This window comes from Kerstersia sp., from assembly GCF_052103615.1.
Taxonomy (GTDB): Bacteria; Pseudomonadota; Gammaproteobacteria; order Burkholderiales; family Burkholderiaceae_B; genus Kerstersia.
Genome location: NZ_JBQEKA010000042.1, coordinates 1 through 17105, shown reverse-complemented (window position 1 = coordinate 17105; position 17105 = coordinate 1). Strand labels below are relative to the sequence as shown.

At 62.5% G+C, this 17105-nt stretch carries 13 protein-coding genes and 1 pseudogene; all 14 read left to right on the top strand.

Going from position 1 to position 17105, the window contains the following annotated elements:
• Positions 1–1835 (top strand): Ig-like domain-containing protein (locus tag ACTJGZ_RS10235; RefSeq protein ID WP_441662820.1); only part of this gene is annotated, 1835 nt, incomplete at its 5' end.
• Between the two features lie 145 nt (positions 1836–1980).
• Complete coding sequence (locus ACTJGZ_RS10230; protein ID WP_441662819.1) at positions 1981–3639, top strand: TolC family outer membrane protein; 1659 nt, start codon at positions 1981–1983, stop codon at positions 3637–3639.
• Entirely contained in the window at positions 3626–5803 is a 2178-nt protein-coding gene (locus ACTJGZ_RS10225) for a type I secretion system permease/ATPase (RefSeq protein WP_441662818.1), read from the top strand. Before ACTJGZ_RS10230 ends, ACTJGZ_RS10225 begins: the two co-directional genes overlap by 14 nt.
• Positions 5800–7074 carry an HlyD family efflux transporter periplasmic adaptor subunit gene (locus tag ACTJGZ_RS10220; protein WP_441662817.1) on the top strand — a complete coding sequence of 425 codons (1275 nt, stop codon included), beginning with the start codon at positions 5800–5802 and terminating at the stop codon, positions 7072–7074. Before ACTJGZ_RS10225 ends, ACTJGZ_RS10220 begins: the two co-directional genes overlap by 4 nt.
• Positions 7064–8833, top strand: a complete 1770-nt coding sequence (locus ACTJGZ_RS10215) for a ShlB/FhaC/HecB family hemolysin secretion/activation protein (protein ID WP_441662816.1) — start codon at positions 7064–7066, stop codon at positions 8831–8833. The genes ACTJGZ_RS10220 and ACTJGZ_RS10215 overlap by 11 nt, the downstream gene beginning before the upstream one ends.
• Positions 8834–9194: 361 nt before the next feature.
• Positions 9195–10688, top strand: a complete 1494-nt coding sequence (locus ACTJGZ_RS10210; protein WP_441662815.1) for a collagen-like triple helix repeat-containing protein — start codon at positions 9195–9197, stop codon at positions 10686–10688.
• A 130-nt stretch (positions 10689–10818) separates the two neighbouring features.
• Complete coding sequence (locus ACTJGZ_RS10205; protein ID WP_441662814.1) at positions 10819–11394, top strand: MarR family winged helix-turn-helix transcriptional regulator; 576 nt, start codon at positions 10819–10821, stop codon at positions 11392–11394.
• Between the two features lie 381 nt (positions 11395–11775).
• Complete coding sequence (locus ACTJGZ_RS10200) at positions 11776–11955, top strand: Flp family type IVb pilin (RefSeq protein ID WP_441662829.1); 180 nt, start codon at positions 11776–11778, stop codon at positions 11953–11955.
• Between the two features lie 61 nt (positions 11956–12016).
• On the top strand, positions 12017–12481 hold the full coding sequence (locus ACTJGZ_RS10195; RefSeq protein WP_441662813.1) for an A24 family peptidase: 465 nt from the start codon (positions 12017–12019) through the stop codon (positions 12479–12481).
• Positions 12482–12658: 177 nt separating this feature from the next.
• A complete protein-coding gene (locus tag ACTJGZ_RS10190) occupies positions 12659–13165 on the top strand; it encodes a TadE/TadG family type IV pilus assembly protein (protein ID WP_441662812.1) in 507 nt (168 codons plus the stop codon).
• A 97-nt stretch (positions 13166–13262) separates the two neighbouring features.
• The gene (locus ACTJGZ_RS10185) at positions 13263–13790 is read left to right on the top strand and encodes a TadE/TadG family type IV pilus assembly protein (protein ID WP_441662811.1); all 528 of its coding nucleotides are present in this window, start codon (positions 13263–13265) and stop codon (positions 13788–13790) included.
• Between the two features lie 76 nt (positions 13791–13866).
• Positions 13867–14910: a Flp pilus assembly protein CpaB gene (gene cpaB / locus ACTJGZ_RS10180; RefSeq protein ID WP_441662810.1), complete on the top strand. Its 1044-nt coding sequence runs from the start codon at positions 13867–13869 to the stop codon at positions 14908–14910.
• Between the two features lie 52 nt (positions 14911–14962).
• Positions 14963–16393 carry a type II and III secretion system protein family protein gene (locus tag ACTJGZ_RS10175; protein ID WP_441662809.1) on the top strand — a complete coding sequence of 477 codons (1431 nt, stop codon included), beginning with the start codon at positions 14963–14965 and terminating at the stop codon, positions 16391–16393.
• A gap of 10 nt (positions 16394–16403) precedes the next feature.
• A pseudogene (locus ACTJGZ_RS10170) lies at positions 16404–17105 on the top strand (pilus assembly protein CpaE); the annotation flags it as partial.

Here is a 17105-nt window from a genome sequence, read left to right as displayed (position 1 = left end):
CAGCTGTGACGGCACCCGGCACACCGACGAATCCTGATACGGAAGCCCCGGATGCGCCGACGGATGTCGCGTTCCAGGCCGACGGCAAGACGCTGACCGGCAATGGCGAAGCCGGTGCGACGGTGATCTTGAAGGACAAGAACGGCAACCCAATTCTGGATGCAAACGGCCAGCCGGTGACGGGTCAGGTGGGCGCCAACGGTGAGTTCACCGTGTTGATCGACCCCGCCCCGGCGGCAGGCACGGAAATTCAAGTCAGCCTGCAAGATGCGGCGGGCAATGAGTCCGACCCGACAGCTGTGACGGCACCCGGCACACCGACGAATCCTGATACGGAAGCCCCGGATGCGCCGACGGATGTCGCGTTCCAGGCCGACGGCAAGACGCTGACCGGCAAGGGTGAAGCCGGTGCGACCGTGATCCTGAAGGACAAGGATGGCAATCCTGTGCAGGATGGCAATGGTCAGGATGTGACGGGCAAGGTGGATGCCAGCGGTCATTTTGTCCTGATGTTCAAGACGCCGCCGGCAGCCGGGACGGAATTCCAAGTCAGCCTGAAAGATGATGCTGGCAACGAGTCGGACCCGGCTTCTGCGGTCGCGCCGGGTGAGCCTGCGCATATCAAGGCGAATGATGATGCGCAGGATGCCACGATGGCGATTGCGGTCGGCGCCAAGAATGTCAGCTCGGATGCGGCCTATGCCAAGTCCGACCTTAGCCTGAATCTGCTGAAGGTGGGCTTGAATAAAGTGCTGGGTGTGGATCTGCTGGATCTGAACCTGCTCACGGGCACTTCTTCGTTCGATATCAACGTGGGAGCCGGCCAGACGCATACGGTGGGCTTCAAGGTCAAGGCCGGCGGCGTGCTGGGCTTGCTGACCACGGTGAGCGTGCATATTTACTACGAACTGCCCGATGGCCAGTGGGCGCCGTATGAGAGCTTCAAGGACAAGTTCATCGGGATTAATCTGCTGGGCCTGAGCCCCAGCGTCAAGATTGACGGCGTTGTGCTGCCGGAAGGCAAGTACAAGGTATTGGTCGAGGAAACGGGCGGCGTCAGCCTGCTGGAAACCATCAAGGTATCGACCACCAGCTACATGGTGACCGATATCAATACAGCCGGCCCGGATGACATCAAAGTGGCTGCGGTAACGGGCAACATGATGGAAGACGACGCCAAGTACGATTCCACGAGCCTGAACAAGGTCAACGGGACGCCGGTCAATGCGGACGGGACGACTGAAATTGTTGGCCAGTACGGTGTGCTGACCGTGTATGCCGATGGCAGCTACTCATATCAGGCCTATGCGGATACGGCCAATGTGGGCAAGAGCGATGTGTTCGTCTATGAAATTTATGACGCGGATCGCAACCAGAGCGCGCAGGCCAAGCTGACCATAGACATCAAGGGTGAAGTCGTCGAACCCGGAGCCGCCAAACTGGCAGCGGCCGAGCATGACGTGAGCGATGACGGGGGCGCGGCGGATGCCGTGGCGGCAGCGGCGGAGCATGAGACGCGTGAGGAGCATGAGGCGGATCAAAGCGCGCAGCATGGCGAGGACTCTCTGATGCTGGATTTGCTGCAGGCAGCGCAAGCGCCGCAGGCGGACGACACGGCAGCCGCTGCCGATGTGCCTGCGTTGGCCGAGTCAGGCCTGGATCTGGACGCTTTGCTGCAAGAGAGCACAGGCGGACAGGAGGAGGTGGCCGAGAGTATTGAATCGGTACTGGCGGCCCCCGTGGCGGCTCCGGCCATGCCGGACGAGGCCTTGCTGGCTGGCCCGGCCAGCGTCTCTCTGGATGACTTGCTGCAGCAAAATGCATTGGTCTATTGAGGCAGGGCCAGACGGCTCAAGCGTCCGCCAGTGTGGCGGACGCTGGCGTGCCAGGGCATTGGCCCTGGCTTGTGCGGGGGCATGGCTGTTGCATGCCCCCGATGGCGTTGCGCAGGCACAGGAATTGGGCGCCCACCGGCGCCTTTTGCCTGTAGATAGCTTGCCGCTGGTCGTGCCGGATGCCGTGAGTTGGCAGCCGCCTGTCAGTGATGGCGGTGATGGCAGGCATGCGGCGCTAGTTGCGCCAGCCGAAACAGCCGAGGCAGTTGAACCCGTCGAAGCGGAGACAGCGCCGGTGACGGCAGAGACGGCATATACCTGGCCACAGCCAGACACAGCGGCTGATCGTGCGGCGCAGGAAGCGCTGGACGCCGCCAGCGGGCCGGTGGCGCCCGAGCCTGCCTGGGCCGATGAGCCCGACGAGCCCGACGAGTCCCAGACGCTTGGCGCGGCGGTCTTGCCGCCGCCCGTGCCGCCTGCTCCCGCATCTTTGGCCGAACTCTTCCGTTTGCGCCAGGCGTCGCTGGCGCAGCAGGAAGGGGCGCCTGCGCCAGCTGGCCCCTTGCCGTTGATGGAACTGGTGGGGCTGGCCGTCGATTGGCATCCTGCCATCAATCAGGAGCTGGGCCGGATTCTTCAGGAAGGCGAGCAAATCCGAGTGGCCAAAGCCGCTTATCTGCCGCAGGTGCAAGGCGGCATCAGCACGCAATTCCATTCCAATACGGAGGGTGGCGCCACCCGCAGACAGGTGCAAATGCTGAACCTGTCGGTGTCACAGATGTTGTATGACTTTGGCAAGGTGTCATCCACGGTGGGGGTGGCGCAGGCCGGTGAACTCGTCGCGCAGGCGGGCTTGTTATCCATGGTTGATGAAGTGGCGCGTGATACTGCCGGTACGGTGGTGGATGCGTTGCGTTATGCGCAGCTGCTGCGTGTGGCGCGCGAGCAGGTTGATGGGGTCGCAGCCATTGCCGCGCTGGCGCGGCGCCGCAATGAGCTGGGGGCCAGCAATCAGTCTGACGCGGTACAGGCGCAGGCGCGCCTGGCTGCGGCGCGGGCGGCGGTCTTGTCGATGGAAACCGAGCGGGCGCGTTGGCTCAGCAATCTGCAATCCCTGACTGGCTTGCGCGAGCCGCCGGAAATCGACGAAGAGTTGCCGCTGGCCATGGGGCGTTCCTGCATGACGGCCAAGCCGCAGTGGGACAGCATTCCTGCCATGCTGGAGGCGCGCGCCGAGCGCTTGCGCGCCCGCGCCGAACAGGACCTGGCGCGGGCCAATGGTTTGCCGACTCTGTCGCTGAAAGGGCAGTCCAACCGGGCGCTCAATAGCATGCCTGCTTCCTATAACGGTGATGGCGTGACGGTTGCGCTTGAAGTCAGCGCTCCGCTTTACCAGGGCGGGGCAACGGTAGCCCAGCGGCGTGCGGCGACATATGCCACCGGGGCGGCGGATGCCGCCATGGAAAAGGTGCGCGTCAAGACCGAACGGCAGTTGTATGAAACCGTCACGCGCGCGCTAAGCGGCAATGAACGCGAGGATATCTTGCTGGAGCGTGAGCGCAGCACGCGCCAGACGCGGGATCTGTACCGCAAGCAGTATCTTGACCTGGGCACGCGCAGCCTGCTGGATCTGCTCAATGCCGAGCAGGAACTCCACCAGGCCCGTATGGAAACCATCAATCACCGTTTCGATATGAGCTTGCTGCAACTGGATTGCCTGCAACTGTCGGGCGGCTTGCGCCGTTTCATGGGCCTGGGCGGCAGCCGCAGTATGAACTGGGAGGCAGTGGATGACGGCAACTGACGCAGGATGGCAGCGCGACGCTGTGCGTGAGCGCTGGCAGGAAGCCCTGTTGCAGCTGGCGCGCCATTACCGCCTGGAGGTCTCTCCCGAGCATATCCGCGTCTCGGCAAGCTGGTCGCAGGCGGGAGATGAACGTGAAATGGTGCGGCAAATGGCGCGCCAGGCCGGCTTGGCCTTGCGTTATGCCAAGCCGGATTTCTCGCGCCTGAGCTCGTGGCTGCTGCCGGTGATCGTGGTGTTGCGCGACGGGCAGTTGGCCGTGCTGCATGAATATGAGCACGGCGCCGGGCACTGTGCGCTGGGATTCGCAGGTGACCAAGGCATGGTGCGCCAGATGCCGGTGGCTGAGTTGCACGCGCAGACAGAAGCGCTGGTTTTGTGCCGCCCGCGCCATTTGCCTGGTGATAGCCGGGTGGCGGGCATGGCTGCCGATGCCGATGAAGGCTGGTTTCGCCGCCTGGCCGTGCCTGACCTGCGCCCTTACGGGTACATCATGCTGGCGTCGCTGGTGGCGAATCTGCTGGCCTTGGCCGGGGTGTTGTTCTCCATGCAGGTCTATGACCGGGTCATTCCCTCGGGCTCCATGCCGACGCTCTATGTTTTGTTCGGCGGTGTGCTGCTGGCGCTGGGCTGTGATTTTGCTTTGCGGCGCGCTCGCATGACGATCACGGATTGGATGGGAAAGCAGGCGGACTTGCGGATATCCGATGCGGTTTTTGGCCATGCGCTGCGGGTACGCATGGGCGCCAGGCCCAAGGCGACCGGCACGTTCCTGTCCCAGTTGCGGGAGCTGGAAGGGGTGCGGGAGATGTTTACCTCCACCACCCTGGCAGCGGTGGCGGACATGCCGTTTTTCATTGTGTTCTGCCTGGTATTCGCCATGATCGCAGGCCAGATGGTCTGGATTCCGCTGGCGGCTGCCGTGCTGCTGGTGCTGCCGGGCCTGCTGATGCAAAAGCGCCTGCGGCGTCTGGCGGCCGCTGCCATCAAAGAGTCGTCGCTGCGCCACGCCATCATGGTTGAGGCGGTGCAGGGCGGCGAAGATATCAAGCTGCTGCAGGCAGAGCAACGCTTCCAGAATCAGTGGAATCACTACAACGAGGTCACGGCGGAAAGCAATATGGAATTGCGCCACCTGACTCATACCCTCACGGTATGGATTCAGGCGGTGCAGGCCTCCGTCTTTGCTTTTGTCGTGTTCTTCGGCGCGCCTATGGTCATGGATGGCGAGATGACAACGGGGGTGCTGGTTGCTGCCTCTATTCTCTCTTCGCGCATGATTTCCCCCATGGCGCAGCTGGGACAGGTGCTGAACCGCTGGCAGCAGGCCAAGGTCGCCAAGGAAGGCCTGGATCAGATCATGAAATTGCCTTTGGATCAGGCGGGTGAGCGCAAGGTGCACCGGCCGGTCATCCAGGGCAGTTATGAATTGCGCGATACCGTCTTCGGCTACGAGCCGGAAACCCCGGTGCTGCAGATTGGCGCCTTGAAGATTGCCGCGGGCGAACGTATTGCCGTGCTGGGCAAGAATGGCTCCGGCAAGTCCACCTTGCTGCGGGCGTTGGCGGGGCTGACGGAAACCGGCCATGGCGCCTTGCTGCTCGATGGCATCAATATGGGGCATCTGGACGCGGCGGATGTGCGGCGCGATGTGGCGCTGGTCAGCCAGCAAGGGCGCCTGTTTCATGGCACGTTGCGGGAAAACCTGTGCCTGGCCGCGCCGGACGCTACGGATGAGCAATTGATAGCCGCAATGCGTCTGGCTGGCGCCTGGGGCTTTGTGCAGACCTTGCCGATGGGGCTGGATCATTTGGTGCGGGAAGGCGGCACCGGCCTGTCTGGCGGGCAGAGCCAGAGCCTGCTGCTGGCGCGCGCCTTGTTGCGTGAGCCATCGGTTCTGTTGCTGGATGAGCCTACCTCCGCCCTGGATGAGGCGAGCGAAAAACAGGTGATCGAAGCGTTGGGCCACTATAGCGCCGGGCGCACGCTGGTGGTGGCCACGCATCGCACCAGCGTGCTGGCCTTGGTGGACCGCGTGCTGGTGCTGGACCGGGGCCGTGTGGCGATTGATTCGCGCAAGGAAGACCTGGTGCGCCAGATGAAAGGCGGCGGGACCGCCGGGCGGCACCAGCCGCCAGCCGGAAGCACGGGGAGCCAGTCATGACTTTGCCCCAACTCAGGCCGTCCGCAGAGCCGGGCGGCAGCCCGGGCGCGTTGGTGTCCCATGGGCCGCCCAGGCAGGCCGCACGGCCGGGCAGCCTGGCCGCCTTGCATGATGAACTGGCGCAGCGGGAAATGCCATTGCGCCGCGCCCGGCGGCTGGTGCAGGCTCTGGTCGTGATTCTTTTGCTGTTTTTCTGCTGGGCCTGGTGGTTCGAGGTCGATGAGGTGTCTTCGGGCAGCGGCCGGGTGGTTCCGATTTCGCGCGAGCAGCTTGTGCAATCGCTGGAGGGCGGCATTGTCACGGAGTTGCTGGTAGCCGAAGGGGATATCGTGGAAAAGGGCCAGGTGCTGGCCCGGCTGGATCCGACGCAGTCAGCGTCCAACGTGGAGGAAAGCGCGGCCCGCTATCGCGCCGCGCTGGCGAGCGCTGCCCGCTTGCAGGCCGAGGTGTCCGGGGCCGGGGAAATCCGTTTCCCGCCAGAACTGAAAGACTGGCAGACCTTGCGCAATGCCGAAACCCGTCTGTTCCGTTCCCGCCGTGAGGGGCTGCGCCAATCGGTGACGGGTCTCAAGCGTTCGCTGGAACTGGTCAGCCGGGAGTTGTCGATTACCGCGCGCCTGGCCGAAGAGGGGGCGGCCAGCAATGTGGAACTGATCCGTCTGCAGCGTCAGCGCGCGGAACTGCAGCTCAAGCTCGATGAGGCGGAATCCGGCTATATGGTGCAGGCGCGGGAAGAGCTGGCGCGGGCCAATGCCGAGGTCGAAGCCTTGTCGTCCGTGATAAAGGGGCGTTCGGATGTGCTCGACAGGTTGACGCACCGCTCGCCGGTGCGCGGCGTGGTCAAGGATGTGGAGGTGACCACCATCGGCGGCGTCGTGCCGCCCAATGGCCGCCTGATGGAAATCGTGCCGCTGGGTGAGCAATTGCTGGTCGAGGCGCGTATTGCGCCGCGTGATATTGCCTTTATTCATCCCGGACAGGCCGCCATGGTGAAGATCACGGCTTATGACTACGCCATTTATGGCGGCTTGCCCGGCAAGGTCGTCACGATTTCTCCCGACACCATCCGCGATGAGGTCAAGCCCGATGTTTTTTATTACCGGGTATTCATCCTGACGGATAGCGACGCCTTGGTGAACAAGGCGGGTTCGCAGTTTCCTATCGTGCCGGGGATGATCGCGGCAGTGGATATCCGCACCGGCAGCAAAAGTATTCTGGATTATCTGATCAAGCCCTTGAACCGGGCCAGGGAGGCATTGCGTGAACGTTGAACATGGGCCGGGTGGATGGGCGCGTGGAAGTGGGGTATTGCTGGCGTTGACGCTGGCCGCGGGGGCTCATGCGCAGGCCTTGCGCGGCAATCCGGTGGATGCCGTGCCGGCATTGCGCCAGCCGGCCGCGCCGCCAGCAGCCGGCCAGCTGGCGCCAGCGGGGCAGCGGCCTGGTGAGGCCGAAACTGCTGCTGTGCTGGCGCAAAGCGTGACGCCGCGCAGTTTTGTCGTGGAAGGGGTGACGGCCGTGCCTTTTGATGAGGTGGTGGCGCTCCTGGAGCCTCTGGCGGGCCGGGAAACCACGGTGGCCGCGCTCGCCCAGGAAGTCAATGCCATTACCCGGCTGTATCAGCAGCGCGGTTTTTCCCTGTCCTATGCGTTGCTGCAACACCAGGATTTCAGCCAGGGAATCGTCAAGGTGACGGTGGTCGAGGGCTATATTGCGCAGGTGGTTTTTACCGGGGATGTCGGCCCGGTGCAGGAACGGCTGGACCGCCTGGCGCAGAAATTGACGGAAGAGCGGCCCTTGCGCCGTGAGACCCTGGATGGCGTGCTGACTTTGATGCGCCTGACGCCGGGGATCAGCATCATTCCCCGGCTGGACTGGCCGCGCCGCGCGGATGGCGCGACGGCCATGGTGATTGAGGCCAGCCGCGAAGGGGTGCTGGCCAGCGCGACGCTGAGTGATATGGGCACGGGCAATCAGCCCTTGGTCGGCGTGACACTGAATAGCTCGACCGCGCTGGGAGAGAAAATTTCAGTGGCGGCGTCCATTCCCCTGGAACGCGAGGATGTCCGTTATGTGCGCGGCGCGATAGAGCTGCCTTTGAACGATGCGGGGCTAAGCTGGGAGGGTGAGGGCTATCACTATGAATCACGCCCCTTGGAAGAGGGTGCGCTGAGCTTTCAGCGCCGCATCAAAAACCAGCGCCTGGCGACGGGATTGCGCTATGACGTGGCGGGCGCGCCCGGCCATTTCTGGCAATGGCGGGCGGGTCTGCAGGCGGTGGACAGCAATGAGCGCTGGCAATTGCGGGATATCCTGCCAGGGCAGCTTGCCATCGACCAGCGGACGCGCAGCCGGGCGGCTTATGCGGAAATGAACTATTCCGGTAACGGCCCTTGGCAGTCGCAGCACAGAGTCACGCTGGGGCTGGCCAAAGGCTGGAAGGGGATGGGCGCGCGCACGGACTATACGTTTTCGCCCTTGTTGGCGGCATTGCTGGGGCCCGCGGCGACCCAGAACATGTATCGCGATGTCGCGGCGCAGGCGGCTGAGCTGGATTACCTGAGCGTCAAGTTGAATGCCAGTGACACGATTCCCCTGACGCAGCGTACCCAGTTGCGCCTGGGGGCGCTGTTCCAGTACAGCGCCCAGCGTTTGCCGACAGCCGAGCAGGTGTCATTCGGCAAGTGGCGTTACGGCATGGGGTACGAGCAAGGCGCGATTGGCGGCGATAAAGGCCTGGGCCTGGAAGCGGAGCTTAGCCATCGCTTGCAGACGGGCTGGACGGGCTTGTCCGATGTCATTCCGTATGCGGGCGCGGATTACGCCGCTGCCTGGTACAACGGCCTGCGCGGCGATCTGATCGGCAGGCAAGCGCTGGCCTCGGTCTGGCTGGGTGTCAGAGTGACGGACCAGCGCCATTACCTATTCAATTTCAATCTGGCGCGGCCCTTGCGTGATGTGAGTCCCGCTTTGCCGGCCGATAGCTGGCGCTTCAATGCAAGCTATTCCCTGTTCTATCGGGGGTGGTGAGAAAACCTTGAAAAACGTTACGCATGTAACGTAACACCGGGAACATAAAGCATCAAATGTTACCTGTTGGCTAGTCAAAAAACGCTAGGCGGCGAGTGTCAGACACTCGCCGCCTATTTCATTTGTGACAAGCATTTTTCTCATCTCTTTGTTTTTAAAGAAAAAAAAGGATTTCAAAGATTTTTCAATACTTTTCAAACGTATTTATCTGAAATTTGGCACGGTTTTTGCTTAATAACAATCATCGAATGGCCCAAGCCATCGAGCCGCTTTCCGGCGGCAGGGGGCTTCCGGGGAACCGGGGGCGCTGCCGGAGAGCACGGCAGGTGAAATTTTTGATGACCTGAATTAGGAGAAAAACATGCAGAACCAACCCCTGGCAGCCAAGCGCGTGCGCTTCAGCCGCCGCATCGGCAACCGCCTGACGCTGGCGGCCATGCTGCTGATGGCGTCCGCGCAAGCCCAGGCTGTCAGCAGCCAGCTCACGCTGACCACGCAAATGGACCTGACGCCGGGGCATCAGGCCGTGCTGGAAACGGCACTGAGCAATACTGGCGCAGCGGTTGATAATCTGGTCAACCTGGGGCTGGCGCCGACGCTGGGCGGTGTAGGCCAATCACTGGACGGCGTTGCGGCGCCCGTGGTGTCTCAAGTGACTGGCGTCACTCAGCAAGTGGGGGCGGCGACAGGCTTGGGCGGCGCGGTCAGCGGCTTGACGGGCAATCTGGGGGAAACCGTTACGGCGCTGGGCGACCGGGTGCAGGACATCAATCTGCCCTTGGGTCTGGGCCAAGGGGTAGGCGGCCTGGTTAGCGAAACCGGCCGTGCGGTTGGCAGCGCTGGCGGTCTGCTGGATGCGAAGACCGCCAAGGGCGGCCAGCCGGTGGCGCAAATCTTGAATCACACCACGCAAGGTGCGGGTGAACTGACAGGCAACCTGGCTACGGGCGGGCTGCTGAACCTGGGCGGCCTCACGGGCGGCCAGGCTGAAGGGGGCCTGCTGGCACCGGTGACTGGCTTGGTGGGCGGTCTGCTGGGCGGCGAGGGCGGCGGCTTGCTGGGCGGCGTGGGTGGCGCGGGCGGCGTGGGCAGCGGTGAGGGCGGTTTGCTGGCGCCGGTCACTGGCCTGGTAGGCGGTTTGCTGGGCGGTGGCGGCGAGGGCGGCCTGCTGGGAGGCTTGTTGGGCGGTGACGGCGGTTTGATCGGCGGCATCGGCGGCGGCGAGGCCGCTCCGATTCTGGTGACGGCGCTGGGCAATACCGGCCAGGCCCTGGATAACGTTCTGCCGCTGGGCCTGTCGCCGACGCTGGCGAGTGTCGGCGAAACCCTGGACGGTGTGGTCAGCCCGGTGCTGGGCACGGTCACTGGCCTGACCCAGCAACTGGGTGGCGCTACCGGTCTGGGCGCAACGGTCGATGGCGTGACTACGCAGTTGGGCGGTGTGGTCAGCAGCCTGGGCGATCAACTGGGCGGCACGCTGCCCATCGCCGGTGTGGGCGGCCTGGTCAGCGGTCTGGGTGACACGGTTTCCAGCGTGGGCGCCTTGCTTAACCCCAATCATCCCGACGCAGGAAACCCGCTGGGCGCCATTCTTGGCAATGCGACGGGTGCCGTGGCATCCCTGACCGAAGGCTTGGGCCTGGGTGGTCTGGGTCTGGGCGGTGAGGGCGGCGCTGAAGGCGGTCTGCTGTCGCCCGTCACGGGGCTGGTGGGCGGCTTGCTCGGTGGCTTGGGCGGTCAGCCGGCCAGCGGCGGTGAAGCCGGACAGCCCAATGGCGGGCTGCTGGCGCCGGTCACTGGCCTGGTGGGCGGTTTGCTGGGCGGTTTGACGGGCGGCCTGGGCGGCGCCCGCTAAGTAGCGCGGCCATTTAGAACAGGCAATTGGCAGCATGGCGCCCGTCAAACGGCGCCATGCCCTCTCGGTAAAAAATTTGGGCGATGCCCAAGCGTATCGCTTGAAAGCAGGAAGTTTGATTATGTATGCGGTGAATGAATCTATTGCGATGGAACGGTCCGGCGTCACGGGCGGCGAACGTTTTCTCAGGCATTCTTCCAATAGCGCCATGCGCCCGGTCATGCCGGCGCAGGCGCAGGATACGGACTTCCTGCTTGGAATGACGGCTGCGCTGGCCATGCAGCTTGGCGTCTATGGGCGTGCAGCCCAGGCTGCGCAAGCTGAGCGCGCCGGCCTGCCGCAGGCGGATTTCTCGGCGCTGGAATATATCGCGGCCTTCGATGGGCTGGCGGCAGGGCAACTGGCCCAGCTGATGGGGATCAGTTATGGCGGTGCCGCCGCCATGGCGGACAGGCTGGAGCGCACGGGTTACATCACCCGCGCCCGCCACCCGCTGGACCGCCGGATCGTTTTGCTGATGCCCGTCATGGGGCGTTGCGCTGAAGTCCTGAAAAACCGTTCGCGTGCGGTCGCGGAGCTGAATCGCCGCTTGCTGGACAACTACGGCGAAGGTGCGGTGCGGATGATGCAAGGCATGTTGCGCGAAAGCATGGAAGCCTTGAAGCAGGATGCTGCGCAATGGCTGAATATTACTGAAATGGAATAAGAATCTTCAGGAACGGATTTTTCTTAATTCAGGAAAATTCGAAAATCTTTGATTTATTTGCGGTTTTTGTGATGTCCTGGAATGGGAAAAGAATGATTTCCTGCAAGCCTTTTAAAAAATAGTTGCGATTTTAATGTTTGCGTTGCGAGATAGATATTCCAATATTTTTGAATATCGAAAAACTCGCTACATATCCGCAAGGAAATATCGCAAAATTCTCATGTGAACGGCATGGGGGTAGATGCGTGTGCGCAAATGCCATTAATCTCGTTATTTCCTGAATTAGCGGGTTTGGAATAACGGGATGGAATCCGTTCATGCCAGAGTCTGCCTGAAAATGGCAGGCGTATCTGTATGTCTATTTTTTATTTGGAGCAAGTTATGAAAGCGCAAATCATGCGATTCCTGAAGGACGAAGACGGTGCAACGGCCATTGAGTACGGCTTGATTGCGGGTTTGATTGCGGTTGGGATTATCGTGGCATTGACTGCCTTAGGCGAAGATTTGAGTGAGCTGTTTGGTCGTGTTAGCGGTAAGTTGAACGGTGCGACGGGGACTTAAACACCCTGGGCATCCTGAAAGCAAGGGTCAAGAATAAGATGAATGTATAGCGGGAGGCTTTTTGAGTACATGGGTTTTGTTTGTCATGCTGTTCTTTTTGGGAGTGATGGTTAGTGATTTCTCCCGAAGAAAAGTTCCCAATCTCATCTTGCTCTTTGCCCTGATCTTGCAATTGCCCTGGCTGCTGCTGTGCGGGCAGTCAGGGCAGCTGGAATGTGCAGTCTATGAGTTCGATTGGATATCCTCCGCCGCAGGCTTTTTATTGGGCTTCGCCTTTCTGCCATTTTGGCTAAAGCGCGTCATGGGGGCAGGGGATGTCAAGTTTATTGCTGTGCTGGGTTTTGTCTTGGGCTGGAAATCGTCTCTTTGGATTGTTTTGATTTCTGGCGTGCCTGCGGGTGTGTATGCGCTTTGTCTGTTTTTCTATTGCCGTCACCACGGGCGCAAGGAAAATAGAGGCGTTCCATATGCCGGTTTTATTGCGCTGACAGCCATCGTTTGGCTGATCTGGAAGTTATTGGAATAAAGGTAATTCAACATGCGGCAGTATTCGATGTCGTCAGTCTGGCGCGCCTGTGACTCAGTTAGGCATGCCGGGCGTGCAGGGGCGGCAGCGGGAAAGCGTGGCGCTGGCTGCCGCCTGACCTCCTGCTTGCCGGGCGCCCGCGCGCCAGGCGCGAAAAGGCAATCTGGCGCCTATGCCGTGGAATTTGCTTTTACCTTTGTGATTTTGTTCATGGTGCTCTACGGCATCATCGTGTACGGCCTGATTTATGCCACGCAGCAAAGCCTCAACCTGGCGGCGCAGGACGTGGCCCGCTATGCCCTGCGCTGGCCGGGCGTGTCGGCCGGCAATGAGCTGCAGGCGCGCGCGCAGAATGCCGTTGCCATGCTGAATGCGGCAGAAACCTTGTCCTGGCTGCAGGGCCGGGGCGCCGGGACGGCAGACCCTTTGAATATTGCCGTTTGCGGCCTGGAACTTGACGGGGCGGCGCAACTGAAAAAACTGGCTGGCTCCTTGCATGGCCAGTGCCCAGCTGCGGTCAGCACGCGGCCCAATCAATTGGAAGTCGTCGTGTCCTATGACTGGAAGAAAGCGCCGCTGGCGCCGGATATGACCATGGGCCTGATTGCGCTGATCGCCCCAGAACGTTTGGCGGCTTATGCCACCACACGCGTGCAGCTGGATAAGCCGCTGGCGGGAGGCTGAGATGCGCGGCGACTATGCATCCGCCTGCGCGCAGAAGAGGCCAGGCCGTTTTTTCCGGCCGGCAGGCTTGCCTGGCGCGGATTTGTCCGGCGCGGCTATGCCGGGCTATCGCCAGCGGGGTGCCGCGGCGATTGAGTTTGCGCTGGTCATCACCTTGTTTCTGGTCATTCTGTTCGGCGTCATCTCTTATGGCTCGCTGTTCTGGGTGCAGCAGCGTCTGTCCCAGGCAGCGGGTGAGGGCGCCCGGGTGGCGCTGGTCCTGGCGCAGGATGAATGGCCGTATGCCGATGAACACGGCCAGGCGTTGGCGCCCGCTTATATGCATGAGGTCAAGGCAGCTGTTGCGAGGGCGGCAGACGGCTGGGTGCTGGAAAGCAATCAGCTGAGCCTGGTGCGCGCGGGCACGCCGCAGTGCCCGGGAGGATCGGCCGATTGCCTGATCGTCTCCGTGAGTTATGCCTCCAGCGAATGGCCGCTGATCGGTCTGCTGGGCACCTTGTCGGGTGTGTTTGGCGGGCAGGACGGATGCGGTGCGCAGAATGCCAGCGCGGATGCGCAGGCCGGTCAATGCTGGATTCCCGACACCCTGCATGCCAGCGCGACGGTGCGCTTGCGGCGCGGCTGACCGCCGCGAGGCGCGGCGGATTGCCTGATACCCATGAAAAATTCATACAAAACTATCGCTCAGGAGCGTTATTCCCATGAGTAACCTAAGCAAAATTGCGGCAGTCGTGCTGATTGCGCTGGCCGTGATATTGGGCCTCTTTGCCTTCAAACTGTCGCGCGAAAGCGCGCCGGTGCCCCCTGCCAGTGCGCCGCAGGCAGCCGCGCCGGCGGAACAGGCGCCGCCTCCGCCGCAATATCCGGTATTGGTCGCGGCGCGCCAATTGGTGGCGGGCCAACCCTTGCGCGGCGAAGACTTGATGGTCGAGCAATGGCAGGCCCAGCCCGCCGCCTCGTTTGACAAGCCGGAGGCAGTGATCGGCGAACTGTTGCGCTTCGATGTCGCGCCGGGAGAGCCAGTCACCAGCCAGGCTTTGATGCGCGGCCTGTCGCGCTACCTGAAGGAAGGCGAGCGCGCCGTGACGCTGGCTGTCGATGAACAGTCCGGTCCGGCGGCGCATATCGTCCCGGGTGATCTGGTCGATATCTTCCTGACCTTTAACAAAAGTGGCGAAATCGGCGGGACGCAATCGCGTCTGTTGCAGTCGCGGCAGCGGGTGCTTGCCTACGGCATCGACTCCGTGGACGGCCCGCCCCAGCGTGAGCCCTTGCCGGACGAAAAAGAAGGGGGCAAGGGGCAGCGTGTCTCAGCCAGCGCTGGCGCCAATAGCCGTGCGCCGCGCAATAGCGTGAATAACGCGGCGCCACGGACGGCGGTGCTGGCTGTGCCTGTGGATCAGGTCAATGAATTATTGCTGGCGGGCCGCAATGGCAAGCTGCAGCTGGTGTTGCGTTCACCTGAAGATGAAGCCAGGCCGGACCCGGCCCTGTTCCCGGCACGCCAGTTGCTGTTGGCCGGCCGCCCGGATCTCAAACCGGAAGAAAAGGAATTGCTCCAGCAAGGCGCGAACCGGGCCTACGCGGGTGAAAGCCTGCTGCAGCTGTCCGGCCCGGAGCCGGAAAAGGTGGAAAAGCCGGAAGAGAAAAAGAAACAGCAGGTGCGGGCAGCGCGTGCCGCTCAGGCGCCGGTGCGCAGCATCGAGGTTGTCCGTGGCAGCCAGCGCGAACAGGTGCGTTATTGAGGCAGGGCCAAACCCAGCTCATGAATCCTTCAGATACAGGCGGAATACAGAGATGAATTCATTGGAAATGGCCACTGGGCTGCGCAAGCCTCAGGGGCACGGCAGGCGGGGCAACGCTTTCAACCCTTCCTTGGGCGGCGGTGTGCGCCTGCTGGCGGCAGCGTGTTTGCTGGCGCTGTCCTGCTCGGGCACTGCCCTGGCCCAGACTCAGGCGCAGCGGCCAGTGGCCGTGGCGGCCCAGGGGCAGGAAATCGTGATGGCCGAACGCACCCAGCTGATGCTGCCGGTTGCCGGTGTGCCGGTGCGGGTATTGATTGATGACCCCGCCGTGGCGGATGTGCAGATTCTGTCGGCCAACCGGCAGGCGGATGTGTTTGTGCAAGGCCTGAAACCCGGGCGTACCACCGTACAGGTCTGGTCGCGCGGGCAGCAACAGCCGCAGCGCTGGCCGGTGCGCGTTGTCAGTGATGTGCATGCCAGCATGCTGACGCGCCAGCAGCCGGTGCAGGCTCAGGTGGATGCTTCCGGGGATGCGGCTGTGATCAGCGGCCATTCCGATACCTTGGTGTCGCATCGTAATGCAGCCGCCGTGGCCGCTGCCAGCGCCGCGCCGGACCGCATTGTCGATGCCTCCACGGTGGGCCCCAATCAAGTGGTGCAGGTTGAAGTCAAAGTGGTGGAGGTCAACACCAGCGTGCTGAAAGAAGTGGGCATCAACTGGCGCGGCGGCCGCATCGGTTACGACGCAGTCAAGGGCAAGAAACCAACAAGCTGGCAAGGCGGTAACAACGCAGGTGAAGCCAATGTTATTGGTGATGGTTTTTCTCTTCTCTATAGCGCAACCAACTTCGGCGCTTCGCTGAACCTGCTGCAAAATAATGGCATGGCGCGCATTCTGGCCGAACCCACCTTGGTGGCTTTGTCGGGCCAAAGCGCCAGCTTCCTGGCGGGCGGCGAAATTCCTGTGCCCGCATCGGGTTCCCTGGGCACCCAGAATGTCGAATTCAAATCCTACGGGATAGGCTTGAGTGTTGCCCCGACGGTGCTGTCTGCCGACCGCATCGCGCTGAAAATCGCGCCGGAAGCGAGCGACCTGGATTACAGCAACGCCATTGCCGTGGGGGATTCCTTGATTCCTGCCATACGCACGCGCCGGGCCGACACCATGGTGGAACTGGCGGATGGCGAAAGCTTCGTGATCAGCGGCCTGGTGTCGCGCGAGACCACTGCCAACGTCGATAAATTCCCGTTCCTGGGCGACCTGCCCATCATCGGCACGTTCTTTCGCAACATGAAGTACGAGCAGAAAGAACGCGAACTGGTCATCGTGGTGACCCCGCGCCTGGTGCGTCCGATTGCCAAGGGTGTGACTTTGCCATTGCCAGGCGAAACCCAGGAACAGAACGACAAGGCGACCAACGGCTGGTCCTATTTCCTGTTGGGCCCTGCTGCCGGCCAGGGTTTGCCAGGCTTCTCGCGCTAATGGAATGAACATGATCGGGCTTGCTGAACAGGACCTCGCGGCCGAGCTGCCGCCTGTCTTGCTGCTGTGCTCTGCGGATGAGGGCCTGGCGCATGAGCTGGGCGTGTTGCTGGCCGGGCAGGGCGTGATCCGTCAGGTTATGCCGGAAGCCGGCGCCTTGGAGGCCGCCATGCAGGCGGCGCCATCCTTGTTGTTCCTGGATTTCCTGGCGGCGCAGCAGGAAGGCGCGGCGGCGGCGCTGGCCCAGTGGGCCGGTAGCGCTTGGCCCGGTGTGCCGCGCGTGGCGCTGGGCAGCGTTCATGCGCCGGGCTGCGCGATCGCGGCCTTGCGCGCAGGTGTCAGCGATTTTGTTGACCCGGGCAATGCCGTCGAGTTGCGGCAAATCACGGAGCGTTTGCTCAAGCAGGCCAGTACGGTACGCCAGGAGGCTGCGCTTATGCCGCGCAGCGGCCGGCTGTTGCTGGTGCTGGGCAGCCGGCCTGGCGTGGGCTGTTCCACCGCTGCTGTGCATTGGGCAGGCTTGCTGCAACAGTCGCTGTGGCGCGATGCGGGCGCGGCCCAGGGGCACGGCAAGCACAGAGTGATGACGCCCGAGCAGATCCTGGCGTTGCCGTCAGGGCAGCGTGTGGCCTTGCTGGATCTGGGCTGGCCGCTGAAGGATGCGCTGCTTTACGCCGGCCAGCACAGCAGCTTTGATTTTGCCGAGGCCGCG